The 17,174-nt window shown below is 69.1% G+C and carries 15 protein-coding genes; 10 read left to right on the top strand and 5 right to left on the bottom strand.

Annotated features, from left to right (window positions below; translation table 11 throughout):
• Together BLW41_RS01000 and BLW41_RS00995 are read right to left on the bottom strand one after the other, a co-directional pair.
• Positions 1-1,086 carry an ABC transporter substrate-binding protein gene (locus BLW41_RS01000; protein WP_093115418.1) on the bottom strand — a complete coding sequence of 362 codons (1,086 nt, stop codon included), beginning with the start codon at positions 1,084-1,086 and terminating at the stop codon, positions 1-3.
• 43 nt (positions 1,087-1,129) lie between these two features.
• Positions 1,130-2,365: an alpha/beta fold hydrolase gene (locus BLW41_RS00995; protein WP_093115416.1), complete on the bottom strand. Its 1,236-nt coding sequence runs from the start codon at positions 2,363-2,365 to the stop codon at positions 1,130-1,132.
• Between the two features lie 175 nt (positions 2,366-2,540).
• On the opposite strand from BLW41_RS00995, the gene BLW41_RS00990 reads away from it, so the two are divergent.
• Together BLW41_RS00990 and BLW41_RS00985 are read left to right on the top strand one after the other, a co-directional pair.
• Positions 2,541-3,572: a hypothetical protein gene (locus BLW41_RS00990; protein WP_093115414.1), complete on the top strand. Its 1,032-nt coding sequence runs from the start codon at positions 2,541-2,543 to the stop codon at positions 3,570-3,572.
• Positions 3,573-3,853: 281 nt separating this feature from the next.
• Complete coding sequence (locus BLW41_RS00985) at positions 3,854-5,530, top strand: acyl-CoA synthetase (protein WP_218138165.1); 1,677 nt, start codon at positions 3,854-3,856, stop codon at positions 5,528-5,530.
• Between the two features lie 148 nt (positions 5,531-5,678).
• Here the strand turns inward: BLW41_RS00985 and BLW41_RS00980 are convergent, their stop codons facing one another.
• Positions 5,679-7,190 (bottom strand): leucyl aminopeptidase, encoded by a 1,512-nt coding sequence (locus tag BLW41_RS00980; RefSeq protein ID WP_093115410.1) that lies wholly within the window; start codon positions 7,188-7,190, stop codon positions 5,679-5,681.
• A 118-nt stretch (positions 7,191-7,308) separates the two neighbouring features.
• On the opposite strand from BLW41_RS00980, the gene BLW41_RS00975 reads away from it, so the two are divergent.
• Genes BLW41_RS00975 through BLW41_RS00965 form a run of 3 tightly spaced genes read left to right on the top strand, consistent with a single transcriptional unit; the run spans position 7,309 to position 10,742 of the window.
• Positions 7,309-8,493: an acetyl-CoA C-acetyltransferase gene (locus tag BLW41_RS00975; RefSeq protein ID WP_093115408.1), complete on the top strand. Its 1,185-nt coding sequence runs from the start codon at positions 7,309-7,311 to the stop codon at positions 8,491-8,493.
• 10 nt (positions 8,494-8,503) lie between these two features.
• Complete coding sequence (locus BLW41_RS00970; RefSeq protein WP_093115406.1) at positions 8,504-9,298, top strand: HAD family hydrolase; 795 nt, start codon at positions 8,504-8,506, stop codon at positions 9,296-9,298.
• A gap of 52 nt (positions 9,299-9,350) precedes the next feature.
• Positions 9,351-10,742, top strand: coding sequence for an MGH1-like glycoside hydrolase domain-containing protein (locus tag BLW41_RS00965; protein ID WP_093115404.1), 1,392 nt, complete (start codon positions 9,351-9,353; stop codon positions 10,740-10,742).
• Here BLW41_RS00965 and BLW41_RS00960 read toward each other — a convergent pair.
• Positions 10,739-11,875: a GGDEF domain-containing protein gene (locus BLW41_RS00960; RefSeq protein WP_143038503.1), complete on the bottom strand. Its 1,137-nt coding sequence runs from the start codon at positions 11,873-11,875 to the stop codon at positions 10,739-10,741. The two genes, BLW41_RS00965 and BLW41_RS00960, sit on opposite strands and share 4 nt — an antisense overlap.
• A 134-nt stretch (positions 11,876-12,009) precedes the next feature.
• Between BLW41_RS00960 and BLW41_RS00955 the strand changes: the two genes are divergently transcribed.
• Positions 12,010-13,668 carry an acyl-CoA mutase large subunit family protein gene (locus tag BLW41_RS00955; protein ID WP_093115400.1) on the top strand — a complete coding sequence of 553 codons (1,659 nt, stop codon included), beginning with the start codon at positions 12,010-12,012 and terminating at the stop codon, positions 13,666-13,668.
• Positions 13,669-13,967: 299 nt separating this feature from the next.
• Here BLW41_RS00955 and BLW41_RS11190 read toward each other — a convergent pair whose 3' ends face one another.
• Entirely contained in the window at positions 13,968-14,279 is a 312-nt protein-coding gene (locus tag BLW41_RS11190) for a hypothetical protein (RefSeq protein ID WP_245689048.1), read from the bottom strand.
• Here BLW41_RS11190 and BLW41_RS11185 point away from each other — a divergent pair.
• The 4 genes from BLW41_RS11185 (at position 14,188) to BLW41_RS00935 (ending at position 17,169) form a co-directional block, all read left to right on the top strand.
• Positions 14,188-14,682 (top strand): cupredoxin domain-containing protein, encoded by a 495-nt coding sequence (locus tag BLW41_RS11185; RefSeq protein WP_245689032.1) that lies wholly within the window; start codon positions 14,188-14,190, stop codon positions 14,680-14,682. The two genes, BLW41_RS11190 and BLW41_RS11185, sit on opposite strands and share 92 nt — an antisense overlap.
• A 123-nt stretch (positions 14,683-14,805) precedes the next feature.
• Positions 14,806-15,258 (top strand): cobalamin B12-binding domain-containing protein, encoded by a 453-nt coding sequence (locus BLW41_RS00945; RefSeq protein ID WP_093115396.1) that lies wholly within the window; start codon positions 14,806-14,808, stop codon positions 15,256-15,258.
• A gap of 136 nt (positions 15,259-15,394) precedes the next feature.
• Positions 15,395-16,189, top strand: a complete 795-nt coding sequence (locus BLW41_RS00940; RefSeq protein WP_093115394.1) for an electron transfer flavoprotein subunit beta/FixA family protein — start codon at positions 15,395-15,397, stop codon at positions 16,187-16,189.
• The gene (locus BLW41_RS00935; protein WP_093115392.1) at positions 16,186-17,169 is read left to right on the top strand and encodes an electron transfer flavoprotein subunit alpha/FixB family protein; all 984 of its coding nucleotides are present in this window, start codon (positions 16,186-16,188) and stop codon (positions 17,167-17,169) included. Before BLW41_RS00940 ends, BLW41_RS00935 begins: the two co-directional genes overlap by 4 nt.
• The last annotated feature ends 5 nt before the right edge of the window (positions 17,170-17,174 follow it).

Genomic DNA, 17,174 nt, shown 5'->3' with positions numbered 1-17,174 from the left:
CTAGCTCGCGGTGCGGCGGTGTCCGACGGCACCCACGTCGGCACCCGAGCGTAGGCGTAGCGCGAAGGTTTCGGAAAGCGCGGGACGCCGGCGCAGGATTCCGAAGCGCACGGCGAAATCCGCCCAGCCGGCCAGCGCACTCCGTGGCACACGCAAATCGTCGGCGAAGACCGGGAGCACCGCGTCGAGCTGCGCTCGCACCAGTCGACGATCGCCGCCACCGGCGCGGACGATCAAGCTCGTGGCGCGTTCCGGGTCGCGGCGCACCGCTGCGATTCCGTCCGCGATGGCTGCAAGCGCACGGCCGATCGTCGCCCCCTCGTGGCGCAGCCGCGACCGGCTGGTGACGAGTACGACCTCCGGGAAGCGTGGGGCTCCAAAGCGTTCCAAGCGGAACTCGCGAACACGCGCGCCTTGCAAGCGCAGGGCGACGCCCTCGGCGTTCCAGAACACCGGCGCCGCATCGATACGTCCGGTGATCAGGCTGCGCACAGCGCCGAAGCCGACCGTGAGGTAACGCACGCGGCGCGGATCGCCACCGTCCCCCGCCACCACCGCGCGCACGACAGCCGGGTCCGAGGGCAGTCCCGAGACCCCCACGCGGCGGCCCTCGAGATCGCGCGGTCGGGCGATCGCTGCGCGCGCAATCAGGGCCGCCAGCGGGCGATCGACCAGCGCCCCGACCGCGACCACATCGACGCCGCGTTCGCGCGCCAGCCCGAGGTCCTGGATATCGAGCACGCCGAGATCGACGCGGCCAGCCTCGAGCAGTTTCAGCGAGTCCGGTGCCGACCCTGGTGCCCGGATCCGCAAGCGCACGCCGTGCCGGCGGTCGAGTCCCTCGGCGCGGGCCGCGAAGATCGGCGCATGGACCGGGTTGGGGGCGAAGTCGAGCGCCACCGTCACGGGGCGTGGTGCCGCCCGCTCCTCGCCGCCGCAGGCTGCCGCAAAGACGGCGGCGCAGACGGCCAGGGTGCCCACGGCAGCAACCCGCCCGGCCGCGCGCGCGTGTGCCAGCAGCGCTAGCTGACGCCGGCCGCGCGTGGCTCGGAACGCCGCGCGGATCTTGCAGCGGTGCACAAGCACGCCGGCTTTCTAGCGGAAGGGTTGGACCGCTCGCCGCCTGCGGTTACGCGGCGCGGACTTTCCGGCGCGCCGCGGCGTTACGCCGGTGCTTGCGCGCCGCCTTCCGAAAGAGTGCGTCGAGTGCCGCGTGCGTGCGCTGCGGATTCTCCACCTGCGGCACGTGACCGCCCGGCAAGATCAGGTGCTCAGCGCGAGGAAGTACGCGCTGCACGTGCCTGCGGAAGCTCGCGGGCACCAGTTGATCGCGCCGCCCCCACACGAACAACGCGGGCGGCTCCAGCTCGCCCAGTCGCCGCCAGAAACCGCGCTCGCCGTGGGCGGGCTCGAGGTAGATGTTGCGCGCACAGGCGTAGAAGGCCGCGCGCCCCCGCGCCGTGCAGTACGCGCGCAGGAACTCGTCGACACCGGCCGCCGCCCAGCCGTCAGCGGCCGCGCCGGGGATCAGGCGGCGAACGAAGAACTCGGCCAGCGGGCGCGGCGTGAGCTGGAGGATCCCGAGTTCCGGGCGCAGAACGCGTACCAGGGGCGCGGCCTGCCGACGTCGCAACCAAGCCAGCGAGGGGCACAAAAGGCCGAGCGACCGTACGCGCTCTGGCTTTGCCAGCGCTAGCTCGATGGCGACACGTCCGCCCATGCTGTTGCCGACCAGGTGGGCGCGGTCGATGCCAAGCGCGTCAAGGAACTCCGCCACCATCGCCGCCAGCCAAGGTGCGTCGTAGGGGGCGCGGAGAGGCTTCGCCGAGTCGCCGAACCCGGGTAGGTCGAGTGCGATCACTCGGTACGGCCCGGCGAGCGCGGCCAGCGTCGGCAAGAAGGACGCTTTGGTACCGCCGAGGCCGTGCAGGCAGACTACCGCCTCGCCGCTACCCGCCTCGCAGAAAGAGATCTCGCCAATGCTCGTGCGGGCGCGCCGGAAACGCAGCCGTCCCGGCTCGTCCACCGACGTTGCGGCCAGGAAACCCACACCGATGTGCAGGTTGCGGCGCACTCGCAGGCCACCGCTGCGAAATACCCGCATACCGTCGCGTAGGTCGTGGGCCAGTGCACGCCACGCGGCGGGGCTGGCGCTGATCACCGCGTCGGCGCCGCCCCGGGGGGGAAGTAAGCGTGGTGGCGCGCCGGTCTCGAGCAGGCAGTCGACAGCTTCTTGCTCGCCGAGCTCGAGTCGCAGCCGCGCGTGACCCTCCGGAAGGTCGATGAAGCGCTCGTCGTAGCGCTCGAGCAGCCGAACTAGCGGCGCCGGGGGCTCTTCCCATGGGGCTCGGCGGACAGCGCTCACAAGCTTCTCCCTACGACTACCACGTACGCCGGACTCCTATGCGCCGATTGCGAGCGGGTCACCTACTCAGTATGTATCGACACTTTCGCTTGCGACATTCGCAACCTTTTCGTCGTGATGTCGTCACCTGCTTCACCCGCACGCGACGGAGTGAGGCCTACGTTCGAGCGGCGCCGTGCCAAAGCCGCTTTCGAGACTCCGCGAGCAGAGCGCTCAGGCCACGCTCGAGTGGCTTGGCGCGACCCTAGTGCTGGCCTTGACGCTCGGCGCGGCCGCAGTTGTAGGCGGCGAGCGGGTCGACGGTTTGCGCTTCGCTACCGGCTTCGCTCGTCACTTAGTCTGCGCGATCAGCGGTAGCGACTGCGATCGCGGCGACGGCGCGTTGCGCCGGGCCTACGGGTCCGAGGTCGCGGAGCTGGTACGGGATCACGCACCCGGACTCGTCTACCGGGCGCGCGAGCGATCGCTCGCTAACACTCCGCACCTACCCAGCGGCCTCCGCGGTCGTCACCAAGCTCAGGAGCTGGACTTCCCGGTCGACTGGCGTAGCTGCCGGCGGCCCGCTTGCGCCCGTTTGCGGACGGCCGGCGGAGCGGTCTCGCGCACATCCCACGGCCGGCCGATCGTCGCGTTCGTGAGGGTTCGGCGCGTGGCCGCACGGCTATACGTTCAGTACTGGCTTTACTACCCGGACTCGCGAACGCGGACACTGGTCGACCCGATCTTCGGTGCGTTCGGACGGCCCGGACCGGGCTACCACGCCGACGATTGGGAGGCGTACGAACTCAAGTTCGAGCGCGACGGCCGCGTCTACGCGCGAGCGTCGCACCACGGGGACTGGTTTCCCTGCCGCTTGGGCACGTTCGACAAGGCGCGACAAATCATTCGCGACGAGCTGCCTCGCGCGATCCCCTTGCCCGGGCTCAGAGCGGTGACACAGCGGCTGCCGGCGGTGCGGCGCAGTTGCGTTCGCTGGCTGCCCTACGGCGGGTGGACACAGGTCGACGAGGGCAGTCACGCCAATACCCTCGACCCGCAGGGGCGCCCGGTGCGGGCGCGCGATGGAACGTTCGTGGCGCCGGCCGACATCGTGCTCGTGCCGATCGATCGCAACCCGCGCTCGCGAGCTGGTTACCGGGCGCATGGGCCGGTCGATCCGCCCTGGCGCAAGGAAGTCTTCGACGACCCCGAGGCACCGGACTCCTGACGGTGAGCGCCGTCTTGTGTCTCGGCGACGGACTGGCGGTTTTTCGCGAAGCAGGGAACCCTGCGATACTTAGCTAGCTACGCGGTAGCGATCTATTTCGCGGCTCGAGGCGCGGTGCGGAGCGCGCGGGCGGCACCATGCGCGAGCTACGCCGGCGCCGCGAGCCGGTGTCAAAACTCGGCGCCCCCGTGCCGATCCAAGAGAGGCCGACCAATGTGGCGGGCATTCGCGTGAGATGATCGCGCCCCGCCAGAGACTCAGCCCAGCGAAGGAGATTCGAGGTGACCGACAGATTGTTCGAGCTTGCCGACCGCGTCGCCTACCACCTGGGAACGCTGAAGATCCTGGCCGAGCGCGGCGTGATTCGCCCGATGCGACCCGACCGGGCGCTCGCTTTCGCACGGACCTTGGCGCGTTGGGGGCCGTCCCCGGGAGCCGCCTCGATCGCGTTGGCCGCACGCTTTCCGGACGAGCCGCAGATCATCGACGAGATCGGGACCCTCACCTTCTCCGAGGTGAATCGCCGCACCAACGCGCTCGCCGACGCGCTCAAGGCGCGCGGGCTCGGTCCGGGATCCCAGGTGGCGATCATGTGTCGCAACCACCGCGGTTTCATGGAGACGGTCTTCGCGGCTTCCAAGCTCGGCGCCGACTCGCTGTTTCTGAACACGATGTTCGCCGGCCCCCAGCTCGCCGACGTGATCAAGCGGGAGTCGCCCGACGCGGTCGTTTACGACGAAGAGTTCGCGGAGCTGGTGCGGCCGGCTGCGCGGCGGCGCAAGCGCTTCGTGGCGTGGCACGACAGCCTCAAAGCTCCGGATCCGACGCTCGAGGAGCTGATCGCCGAAGGCGACCAGCGCAACCCGGATCCGCCCGGCCGCACCCCGAAGGTGACGATCCTGACCTCCGGAACGACTGGCACGCCGAAGGGTGCGCGCCGGCCCACGCCGGACTCGATCGATCCCGCCGTCAGCTTCCTCTCGAAGATCCCGCTGAAGGCCCGTCAGCGGACGCACATCGCGTCGCCGCTGTTCCACTCCTGGGGGCTTGCGCACTTCCAGATCGGCTTGCTGATCGGCTCCACCTACGTGCTGCGACGCCGTTTCGATCCCGAGGACTGTTTGGCGACGGTCGCCCAGCACCGCTGCTACTCGCTGGCCGCGGTCCCCGTGATGCTCAAGCGGATACTCGAGCTGCCGGTCGAAGTCCGTCGTCGTTACGACGTCTCGTGCCTGAAGGTCGTCGCCGTCTCCGGATCGGCCCTGCCGGGCGATCTAGCGATCCGCTGGATGGACGAGTTCGGCGACAACCTCTACAACCTCTACGGCTCCACCGAGGTGGCCTGGGCGACGATCGCGACCCCGGAAGAGCTGCGGGCCGCACCGGGCACCGCCGGCACGCCGCCGCGCGGCACCGTCGTCAAGCTCTTCGACGAAGAAGGCAGGCCGGTGCCTCCCGGCCGCACCGGACGCATCTTCGTCGGTAACCCGATGCTCTTCGAGGGCTACACCGACGGCAACAGCAAGCAGGTCATCGACGGCCTGATGGCGACGGGCGACGTCGGCCGTTTCGACTCGGCTGGTCGGCTCTTCGTCGAGGGGCGCGACGACGAGATGATCGTCTCCGGCGGCGAGAACGTCTTCCCGCAGGAAGTCGAAGACTGCCTGGCTCGCCATCCGGCCGTGCGCGAAGCAGCCTGTATTGGCGTCGACGACGAAGAGTGGGGCCAGCGACTGGTCGCCTTCGTCGCGCTCGAGGCCGGTGCCCAGGTGCAGGCAGACGAGCTCAAGAAGTGGGTGCGCGAAAACCTCGCCCGCTACAAGGTGCCGCGCGAGATCTACGTGCTCGACGAACTACCACGCAACGCCACCGGCAAGATCCTCAAGCGCGTGCTGCGTGAGCGCTACGAGCGCGAGCTGCAGCCGCGGTCGATCGCGGCGGCGTCGCAGGTCTCCTGAGCCTGCCGGCAGCGCATCGCCGGCGACCGGTCGTGCGCTGCCGCGCCCAAGCGGACGACGCAGCCCTAGACGGGCCTCGAGCCGGAGCGCAACCGGGTACCGCCGGGCGCTCGGCGTCGCTTGGCGAGACAGGGCTGTCGCCCAGACCCTAGACAGGCCCGGGCGCCGTCGATCGCGCACAGCGCTCGGCGAGGGCGATCAGCGCCCGCACGCCGAAACCGGACGCCCCCTTGCCCACGTACTCGCGTCCGCGGCCCCAAGCCGTCCCGGCGATGTCGAGGTGCGCCCAGGGGCGGCCGTCGACGAACTCGGCCAGAAACTGCGCGGCGTAGCAAGACAGCGCTTTTCGTTCCTGGCTCGCATTGACGAGGTCGGCCTGTTCACCTCTGATCATCTCCTTGAAGTCGGGGTGGAGCGGGAGCCGCCAGGCCGGCTCCCCCGCTGCCTCGAACGCCGCCGCTACCTCCGCGCACCACGCTTCGTCGTTGCCGAAAAGCCCCGCGTAGGTGGAGCCGAGCGTCACCACGATCGCGCCCGTCAAGGTCGCTAGGTCGACTAGGCGCTCCGCTCCTTCGCGCACCGCGAAGGTCAGGGCATCGGCCAGCAGCAGCCGCCCCTCGGCGTCGGTGTTGGTGATCTCGATCGTTCGCCCGTTCAGGGCGGTGACGATGTCACCGGGTTTGAACGCACCCCCGTCGGGCATGTTCTCGGTAGCCGGCACCACCGCCGTCACCCGGACCGGCAAACCCAGCGCAGCGATCGCGTCGAGCGCCTCGATCACCGCCGCGCCGCCCGACATGTCGTACTTCATCTCGTGCATGCGGCTCGCTGGCTTGATCGAGATGCCGCCGGTGTCGAAGGTGACGGCCTTCCCCACGAACCCGAGGTGGGGACCGCTCGCGCCGTTCGGCGTGTAGCGCATCACGATCAGTCGCGGTTGGTTCGCGGAGCCTCGCGCTACCGCCGCGAAAGCGCCCATGCCGAGGCGCTCGATGCCCTCGCGGTCGAACAGTTCGACTTCGAGAGACGAGTGCTGGTCGGCGATCTCGGCTGCGCGTTCGGCAAGATGCGTCGGGGTCGCGACGTTGCCGGGGAGGTTTTGGAGGTCGCGGGCGCGGTTGGTGGCGATCGCTGCCACCCGCGCTCGCGCGACCGCTTGCGCGTCGGCTGCGCCGTATAGCTCGAGCTGCCGCACGGTCGGTCGCTCATCAGAGTCGCTCTTGAAGCGATTGAACCGGTACAGGCGCAGTAGGGCGCCCTCGACGAGCGCAGCCGCGAGCGGCGACCGGGGCGCCGAGCTCGCCTTCATTGCGCCACCTGCGCTGGTATCTGCCGGCGGCTGCGGAACCGCGCAGGCCACTGTCCGGGCGCCGAGCTCGCAGGCGCGCGCGACGGCTAGCGCGGCGGCCACCCGCAGTCGCTCGGCATCGAGATCGGCGCGCGCACCGAGGCCCACCGTGATGACCCGGCGGTTGCGTTCGTCGTGGCCGTGAGCGACCGCTTTGAAGCGCTTCTTCGCCTCGCCGAGCTCGAGCAGACGTCTGGCTACCGGATCGGCCGGAGACTCGTCGTCGAACAGGAATACGACGCGAGCATCCGCCGATGCCTCTGCAAGCTCGCCCTCCCGTACCTGTACTTCGATCGCGTCGACCGTTTCCACCGGCGCCGCAGTCTACGGCTGCCGAGGGTGAGCGCGAGCGGGCGCGCGGGGTTTATCGTTTTCGCTCTCGCTCCTTAAGTTCCCTAGCGCCAACGAGTCGAAGGAGGGGAGGCGACCGATGCCCAAGACCGTGATCCTCGGAGCAGCCCGTACGCCGTTCGGGAAGCTCGGCGGTGGCCTCGCCCCGCTCGATGCGACGGAGCTCGGTGGACGGGCGATCGCGGCCGCGCTCGAGCGCGCCGAGGTTGCACCCGAGCAAGTCGAGCAGGTCGTCTTCGGGCAGGTGCTCCAGGCCGGTCAGGGCCAAATCCCTTCCCGCCAGGCGCAGATCAAGGCGGGCATCCCGCGCGAGGTCCCGTCGGAGACGATCAACAAGGTTTGTGCTTCCGGTCTGCGCTCGGTCGGCATCGTCGACCAGGCAGTGCGCGCCGGCGAGCTCGACGTGGCGGTGGCGGGCGGCATGGAGTCGATGTCGAACGCGCCTTACCTCTTGAAGGAGGCGCGCTTTGGCTACCGCATGGGTGACGCCAAGCTGCTCGACGCGATGATCAACGACGGCCTTCGCAACCCGTTTACCGGCAAGCACATGGGGGAGGAGGCCGACGAGGTCGGCGAGGAGCTCGAGATCACGCGAGCCGACATGGACCGGTTTGCGCTGCGCTCTCACGAGCTCGCGATCCGCGCGATCGACGAGGGACGGTTGCCCGAGGAGATCGTGCCGGTCACGGTGCGCACCAAGAAGGCTGAGACGACGGTCGAGATCGACGAGGCCCCGCGGCGCGACACGTCGCTCGAAAAGCTCGCGAAGCTGCCCGGTGCGTTCCACAAGGACGGAGCGCACACCGCCGGCAATGCACCCGGCGTGAACGACGGCGCGGGAGCCCTGGTGCTGGCGTCGGACGAATGGGCTAAGCGCAACGGCCGCAAGCCGCTCGCGACGATCGTCGCGCAGGCGGCGATAGCCGATGACTTTCCCTATCTCGCCCGCACTCCTGCGAAGGCGGCGCAAAAAGCGCTCGACAAGGCCGGTCTGTCGGTCGACGACGTCGACCTCTTCGAAATCAACGAGGCGTTCGCCTCGGTTGCGATCAATTCGATGCGCATGCTCGGCGTCGACGAGTCGAAGGTGAACGTCAACGGCGGCGCGATCGCTCTCGGTCACCCGATCGGCGCGAGCGGCGCGCGCATCCTTATGACCCTCGCCTTCGAGCTGCGGCGCCGCGGCGGTGGCATCGGTGTCGCCGCGATCTGCTCCGGCGGCGGGCAGGGCGACGCGATCGTGATCGAGGTCGACGGCGCCTAGCGTTCGGCCCGTGCCGAGCGAGCGCGCCGCAGCGTTCTTCGACCTCGACAAAACCCTGCTCGAGGGCTCCAGCGCGTTCCACTTCGCGCGGGCCGCGTTCGAGTCGGGGATGCTCTCGCGGCGCCAACTCGCGCGCGACCTGATCGCCAACCTGCGCTTCCGGCTGCGGGGATCGACCGACGACCAGACCGAAGCCGTCAAGCGGCGCGTGCTGGAAGCGATCGCCGGGCAGCGTCAGCGCGATTTGATGCGCCTGGGACCGCGCGTTTTGGCGGCGATCTTGCCGCGGCTTTACCCGCAGATGCTGGCCGAGGCTTGGAGCCACCAGGACGCCGGCCGCCGCGTCTACATCGTCACCGCGGCTTCGCAAGAGCTCGCCGATACGCTCGCCAACGTGCTCGGCTTCGACGGCGCGATCGGCATGCGTGCAGAGGTCGAGAACGGCGTCTACACCGGACGGACGGCCGGTCCCTTCACCTATCGGGAGGGCAAGGCACAAGCGATCCGCGAGCTGGCGGCCAGGGAAGGGATCGACCTGGCGGCGTCCTACGCCTACTCCGACTCCGAATCGGATCTGCCAATGCTGCGTGTGGTCGGCAATCCGGTGGCCGTCAATCCCGACCGCGAGCTCGAACGGATCGCGCGTAGCGAGGGGTGGCGAATCATGCGCTTCGACAAACTGCTGTTGCGCCTCCGCTTGGCCGCCGCTGCTCTTTTGGCGGCAGGCGTGGGCACGGTCGCTGCACTGTTCGCCACGCGTCGTCGGGGGCGGCGCCGGAGGCTCCCCGTGGCAGTCCGTGCCTGACCAGCGCCGCGCCGCTCCGACGGCGTCCGAGCACGCTGCTCGGCGCCACCGGATGGACGTACTCGACGGACGCTTGGCGGCCGTCTGTCGCGCAACGCTCGAACGCGACGACCGCGGCAGTTACACGGTGCCCGCCCCGCTCACCTACCCCCACCAATGGAACTGGGACTCCGCGTTCGTCGCGCTCGGCTGGCTTGAGATCTCCCCCGAGCGCGCCTGGCGCGAGTTGGAGAGTCTGCTCGCCGCGCAGCAGCCGAACGGTCTTGTGCCGCACTTGATTTACGCGACACCGGCACCGATCGCCGAGCTCGTTGCACACCTCCACGACGTGCCCGTGGTGCGGCGATTGGTGCCGGCGTTAGTCGGCCGCCGCTACTCCCCCTCGCCTGCCTGGTGGGGCTGGCGTCGCGGCGGCGACGGTCGCTTTTGTTCGGCGATCACTCAGCCCCCGGTAGCGGCGACGGCAACCTGGCTGTTGTTCGAGGCGACCGGCGACGAACCGCGAGCACGCGCCCTCCTGCCAGCGCTCGCACGCTGGCACCGCTTCCTGCTCGACGAGCGCGATCCGCTGGGCCTGGGCGAGCCGGTCCTGATCCACCCTTGGGAGTCGGGTCGAGACAACGCACCCGAGTGGGACGCCCCGCTCGACCGCGTGCGCCCGGAAGTGACGGTCGTGCCGCGACCCGATCGCGACCACGTTGATGCCGCTGAACGGCCGAGCGATGACCACTATCGGCGCTTTCTGACGCTCGTGCGCCGCGGCACACGGAGCGGGTGGCGTCAGCGCGAGCTCGCGGCGCGAGGACCTTTCCGCGTTCTCGACCCCGGCTTCAGCGCGATCCTCGCGCGCGCTTGCGCGGACCTCTCGCGACTCGCCGACGCGCTCGGCGAGCGGAGACTCGCGGAGGTCGAAGCAGCCCGCGCGGAGCGTGTTGCCGCAGCGCTCGCCGCCCGCACCGGAGGCGATGGTCTCGCCCGCGCAATCGACCTGGCCGACGACTCGGAAAGCGACGCTCTCTCCTGCGGGAGCGCGCTGGCGGTGGTTGCCCCGAGTTTGTCCGCGGCCAGTCTCGACGCCTTGGAGCAGGTGGTTTTGCAAGGCCCGCTGGCAAGCCCCTTTGGCGTGCGCTCGCTCGATCGCGGTGATCGGCGGCTCAGGCCGCGCTGCTATTGGCGAGGCCCGGTTTGGGTGAACGTCGGCTGGCTGTGCGCGCTGGGGCTCGCCACTCACGGCCGCCGGCGCTCGTCTGCGCTGCTCATTCGGCGAGTAGTCGAGTGCGTGCGTGCGGGCGGTGTACGAGAGTACTACGCCCCCGGTTCGGGTCGCGGGCTCGGAGCGCACGACTTTGCTTGGACGGCCGCACTGTGTCTACGCGAGCTGGGACCTCGCGGGCTCTGCGGTGGCCAGCTCACCACTGCGGCCGAGCAGGAAGCTGCTGCCTAGTTGGAGGATTCGCCGGCGACCTGCGCGCGTTCGCGCGAGCCAGCGACCTCGACCCGGTTGCGACCCTCACGCTTGGCCCGATAGAGCGCTTCGTCGGCAGCCGCGACCAGCGCTTCCAAAGGCGGTGGCGTTCCGCGCACGACCGTTACCCCGAAGCTGATCGTCACTCCGATCCCCGACGGCGAGCGCGCTTGCGAGACCGCCTCCCGGAGTCGCTCACAGACCGCCACCGCACGCTCGCGATCGGCGAGCGGGAGAAGCACAACGAACTCCTCGCCGCCGATGCGGAAGAGCTCGTCGCCGCCGCGCAGCACCGAGCGCATGGTGGTGGCGACGGTCCGAAGGAGTTCATCGCCCACCACGTGACCGAACTCGTCGTTCACGCGCTTGAAGTGGTCGATATCTCCGATCGCGAAGGCCAGTGCGCGGCCCCCGCCGGGCGTGCGCGCATCGTTCGCTAGCTGGTCGAGGCGCAGCCGCAGCGCATTGCGGTTGAGCAGTCCGGTAAGCGGATCGAACAGCGCCTCGCGACGGTGCTTACGGTCGGACTCGACGGTCGCCGTTGAGAGCATCACCGCGCCCAGTACAAGCGCGGCCGGGAAGATCACCCGCGAGGGACGGTCGATCACCGCCTGCGGGTCGATCGCGAACGTCGAGGCCAGCAGCAGCAAGTAGATGTAGGCGGTCCCGAGGATCACGCCACGGCGCTCGAAACGTGCGGCGAGGCTGATCGCGGGCAGCGCCAGCCACGGTGTCCCGGGACTCTCGGCGGCACCTGTGAGGGCAACTGCCACCGAGATCGCCAAGGGACTCACCGCCCAACCGATCGCCGCCCACGCGTACGGCTTGCGCGAGCGCCTCATCGCGCGTTCGCAGAGCGGAAAGGCGATCACCGTCGCGCAGAAGGGCACCAGCCACCAGGCGCCGAGTTCCGGCGTCGAGAGCAACAGCGCCACCGCCAGCACTGCGAACGTCCGCCGCCGATGGCGCGCGATCCGCCCCTCGATGTCGAAAAGGCGCTCGCGCCGTAGCTCTTCGCCGATTCCTGCGCCTGGCGTAGCCACGGGGTGCGAGGGCGGGTCCGTGGTCTTGGGGGTCGCCAAGTTGTCGCGCTCGCGCTGGCTTGCGGGCATCACTCCTCCGCGGCGGGTTCCTTGCTGAGCGAGTCGGCGAAGAGCGCGCGGATCTTGAGAGGAGGGGCGCATCGTCGGACGCAGGGTCAGTCGAATCGGCGAGCCCCGCGGTCGTGCCTTACCCTTCCATCACCATGAGGACGGAGGGGCCGGAGTCAAGCGGTAAACAACGCTGGTTGCGAGAGCGCTATGCCCGCGCGCCGGAGCGGGATGCGCTCTTCACAACCATTTCGGGCGAGCCCATCGAGCCGCTTTACGGTCCCGAGGATCTGCCGCCTTTCGAGGAAATCGGGTACCCCGGCGAATTTCCCTACACGCGCGGGGTCTACCCCTCGATGTACCGCGGGCGTCTTTGGACGATGCGCCAGTTCGCGGGCTTCGGGACCGCCGAGGAAACCAACGCGCGCTTCCTGTACCTGCTTGAGCACGGGCAGACCGGGCTCTCGACCGCCTTCGACATGCCGAGCCTGATGGGGCATGACTCCGACCACCCGCGGGCGGAGGGAGAGGTCGGCCGCGAAGGCGTCGCGATCGACTCGGTCGTCGACATGGAGCGCTTGTTCCGTGGCATTCCGCTTGATCGAGTTTCCGTCTCGATGACCATCAATGCGCCGGCCGCGGTGATGCTGGCGTTCTTCGTCGTCGCAGCCGAACGTCAAGGTGTGCCGGCCGACAAGCTGCGGGGCACGATCCAAACCGACATCCTCAAGGAGTACATCGCGCAGAAGGAGTGGTGTTTCCCGATCGACCCGGCGATGCGCCTGGTCACCGACATGATCGAGTTCTGCGCGCGCGAGATGCCGCTCTGGCACCCGATTTCGGTGTCCGGCTACCACATCCGGGAGGCCGGTGCCACCGCCCAGCAAGAGCTTGCGTTCACGCTCAAGGACGGTTTCACCTATGTGGAGCACGCGCTCGAGCGCGGGCTCGACATCGATGCCTTCGCACCGAGCTTCTCCTTCTTCTTCAACTCGCACATCGACTTCTTCGAAGAGATCGCCAAGTTCCGGGCGGCCCGGCGGATCTGGGCCCGCGAACTGCGTGACACCTACGGCGCAAAGGACGAGCGCTCGCTCCTGATGCGCTTCCACACGCAGACCGCCGGCTGCTCGCTGACCGCTCAGCAACCCCTCAACAACATCGTCCGCACGGCGATCGAGGCGCTGGCCGCAGTGCTCGGGGGCACGCAGTCGCTGCACACCAACTCCTACGACGAAGCGCTCGCGCTTCCCACCGAGGAGGCAGCGCGCGTGGCCCTGCGAACGCAGCAGATCATCGCTCACGAGACCGGAGTTACGAACACGATCGACCCGCTCGGTGGCTCCTACTTCGTGGAGGCACTCACCAGCAAGATGGAGAGCGCGGCCTACAACTACTTCCGCCGAATCGACGAACTCGGCGGAATGGTCGAGGCGATCAAGCAGAACTTTCCGCAGCGCGAGATCGCGGAGGCATCGTTCCGCTACCAGCAAGAAGTCGAGCGCGGCGAGCGAGTGATCGTCGGCGTCAACCGCTATCGGCTCGAGGACGGCGCAGAGGAGGAGGTCGAAATCCTCCGCATCCCGCCAGAGGTGGAGCGCAAACAGATCGAGCGCGTGCGTCGTGTGCGCGCGGAGCGTGACGAGGAGCGCGCGCAGCGGGCACTGGAGCGCTTGCGTGAAGCTGCACGCGAAGAGGACCGCAACCTGATGTGGCCGCTCCTCGACTGCGCGCGGGCGCACTGCACCGAGGGCGAGATCGTCGAGTCGCTGCAGCGAGTGTTCGGGCGCTACGTAGAGACCCCGGTCTTCTGAGCTGCACGAGTGGAGCGCTCGGAGAGAGCGATTGCATTTCCCTTTCGGGGGCGTTAAACAACGACGCATCCTGGCCCCGATCGCCCCACCCCAGAGGAGGTTCGCGTGATCGACGAGGGGACGAGCGAAGTCGCCGCGCGAGGCGACCACGGCAATCACCGATGCGCGCCTGGGGCGCGCCGATGGGCGCGCTCGCGCTGTCGGCTTGCGGGCGGCGCGGCCGCCCTGCTGCTGGTCGCCGCAGCGCTACCGGTGGCCGTCGCGAGCGGCGCGTCCCTGGAGCCGCAGGAAGGTCAGGGTCAGGGCTTAGGCGACGCCCAGACCACCGCCGCTGCGGTCCCCGCACCCACCGCCGCTGCGTCCTCTGCGACCACCGCGACGAGCGTCGCTCCCGAGCCCGAGCCGGGCGCTACATCCGCTGCTGAGGCTCCGGCCACTGCTGCGGCCAGCGGCACAGCGGCGTCGAGTGCCCGGCGCGCGCTTTCCTCGTCGACAGCAACCCAGCCCGCGCGGGCTCGCATCGCGAGCGCCGGCGTCACGATCCACAACTTCGCCTTCAGCCCCGCCAACGTGACGATCCGCGTCGGCGAGTCGGTGACCTGGACAAACACCGACTCGGTCGTCCACAACGCGGCTGGCCAGGGCTTCCGGATCCCGCTCCTACAGAAGGGCCGGAGCGCCTCGTTCACCTTCACTCGCCCGGGCGTCTACCGCTACCACTGCGAGCCGCATCCGTTCATGCGGGGAACGGTGACGGTGCTCGCGGCCGCGGCGTCGCCGCAGGGCAGCGGCTCGGGTGCGACCGGCCGCGGGCGCGCTGGCGGTGGCGCCGCAAGTGGGGGCCAGGCGCCTCGTGGCGCGGTGGGCGGCTCCGCTGGACCGTCGCAGCCGCAAGCGAGAAGCGGGCCATCGTTGCCGGCAACAGGAGCAGCGGCAGGAGTGCTGGCGCTGGTCGGCGCAGGTCTGCTCGGTGGTGGTCTCGGAATCCGCCGCTCCGCCCGGCGTTTCGAGTAGCCGCCGCGGCGACCCGCCCGACGGCGAAAGGGCCAGGTCGTCTGGGTCGTCGCACGCGCCTTGAGAGACGGCGCCCATTAGCCCGCCAAGCGGTCGCCGTGGTTATAGACTGCGCCCCTCGCGATGGAGGCGACGACCAGTAGCGGGGCCACCAGCGAGCACGCAAGTGCGCGAAAGATCCGTGTTGTGGTGGCGAAGCCCGGCCTTGATGGCCACGACCGGGGAGCAAAGATCATCGCCCGTGCACTGCGCGATGCGGGCATGGAGGTGATCTACACCGGCCTCCATCAAACCCCCGAGCAGATCGTCGAGACGGCGATCCAAGAGGACGCCGATGCCGTCGGACTGTCGATTCTCTCGGGCGCCCACATGACCCTCGTGCCCAAGGTCGTGCGACTGTTGCGCGAACAAGGGGCGGATGACGTGGTGGTTGTCGTCGGCGGGACGATCCCGAAAGACGACATCCCGGAACTCAAGAAACTCGGTGTGGCGGAAGTCTTCACGCCGGGCTCCTCGGTCCAGGCGATCGTCGACTTCATCCGCTCGGCCGTGGCCGAGGCTCGCGGCGCTTCCTGACGCGCTTCGCACGCCCTTCCGTGCTCTGCGGGGCGGGCGACTGACTCGTCAGTCAAGACCTCGGTAAGATTCCCGCCGCTCACTGCGCCGCCGGCGCCGAGGCCGGAATCGGAGAGACACGGTAAGGAGATCGCCTGTGAAGATCTGCGTCCTCGTCAAGGAGGTACCCGACGCGGCGGTCGAGAAGCGCATCGACCCTCAGACGAAGCGCCTCGACCGCTCCGGCGAGACCCAACTCAACCCCTTCGACACGCATGCGATCGAGGCCGCCATGCAGATCCGCGAGGGCGGCAAGGTCCAGGTTGACGAGATCGTGGCGGTCACGATGGGGCCGGAAGGTGCTTTCCGCACGCTCCACAAGGCCGTCTCGCTAGGCGCTGACCGCTCGATCCACCTGACCGACCCGGCCCTCGCCGGCTCCGACGTGTGCGCCACCGGCTACGCGCTCGCAAAGGTCCTCGAGCGCGAGCAGCCGGATCTCGTGCTGCTCGGCCAGCAGTCCGACGACGGTGAGTGCTACACGGTCGGTGCGGTGGTCGCCGATCACCTGAAGATGCCGTCACTCACGCAGGTGATCGCGATCGACGTGCAGGACGGCAAGCTCATCTGCGAGCGCCAGGCCGAGTACGGCTACGACACGGTCGAGGTCGAGCTGCCGGCCGTGATTTCCGTCGGCGACGCGATCAACGAGCCGCGGTACCCATCGCTCAAGGCGATTATGGGGGCCAAGAAGAAGCCGCTCCAGAAGCTGTCCGTCGCCGACGCCGGGATCGATCCCGAGTACGTCGGGGAGAAGGGCTCGCGGACGGAAGTCCTCGCGATCAACCCGCCGCCCCAGAAGGAACCGGGCGAGATCATCGAGGACGAAGACACCGACGAGACCGTGCAGAAGATCATCGCCTGGCTCGAGGAAAGGAAGCTTTTGGCATGAGCGGGATCCTCACCTACGCACTCCACTACCAAGGCGCGTTCAACAAGAACTCGCTCGGTGCGGTTTCCGAAGGCGCCAAGCTCGCCGCCGAGCTCGGCGGCGAGGCGGCTGCCGTGGTCGTCGGCGGGGACGACCTCACCGACGAGCTGTGCGCCTCGCTCGGCCGCTACGGCGCTAGCAAGGTCTACCGGGTGCGCGGTCCCGAGGGGCTCGCTCAACCGGTTGTCGACGCGATGGCCAAGGTCATCCAGGAGCACGGCTACGACTACGCGCTGTTCGGCGGCGGTCTGCTCGGCTTCGAGGTCGGGGCGGGCCTGTCGGCGCGGCTGCGTGCCGGCGTCGTGATGGAGGTGACCGAAGTCAAAGTCCAAGACGGACGCCTCGTCGCGACCCGCCCGGTCCTGCAGGACTCGGCCCTCGTCGACTCGGGTTATGTCGGCTCCCCGGGCATCGTGATCGGCCGCCTCAACGCCTTCGACGCCGTCGAGCGCAACGGTGCGGCCGCGCAGGTGATCGACGTTGACGTCGAATTCCAGCCGCACTCCCAGAAAGCGCGGATGGTCAAGCGCGGTGAGCAGCGCGGCGCCGACATCAACATCGAGGACGCCGAGATCATCGTCGCGGGCGGCCGCGGCCTCGGGCAGCCGGAAGGGTTCAAGATGCTCGAGGAGCTCGCGGAGCTGATGGGCGGGGCGGTCGCCGCTACCCGTGCTGTCGTCGACGCGGGCTGGTACCCGTACAGCGCCCAGATCGGCCAGACCGGTAAGACGGTCGCGCCCAAGCTGTACCTGGCCGCCGGTATCTCCGGCGCGATCCAGCACAAGGTGGGCATGCAGAACTCTGAGAACATCGTGGCGATCAACAAGGACCCGAACGCCCCGATCTTCGAGTTCTGCGACCTCGGTGTGGTCGGCGACCTGCACAAGATCGTGCCCAAGTTGATCGAGGCTCTGCGGGCACGCAGGAACGGCGGGGCGTAAGCGCG

Source organism: Thermoleophilum album (assembly GCF_900108055.1).
Taxonomy (GTDB): Bacteria; Actinomycetota; Thermoleophilia; order Solirubrobacterales; family Thermoleophilaceae; genus Thermoleophilum; species Thermoleophilum album.
Note: the sequence above shows the minus strand (reverse complement) of the source record. Positions and strands in the feature narration are given on the sequence as shown.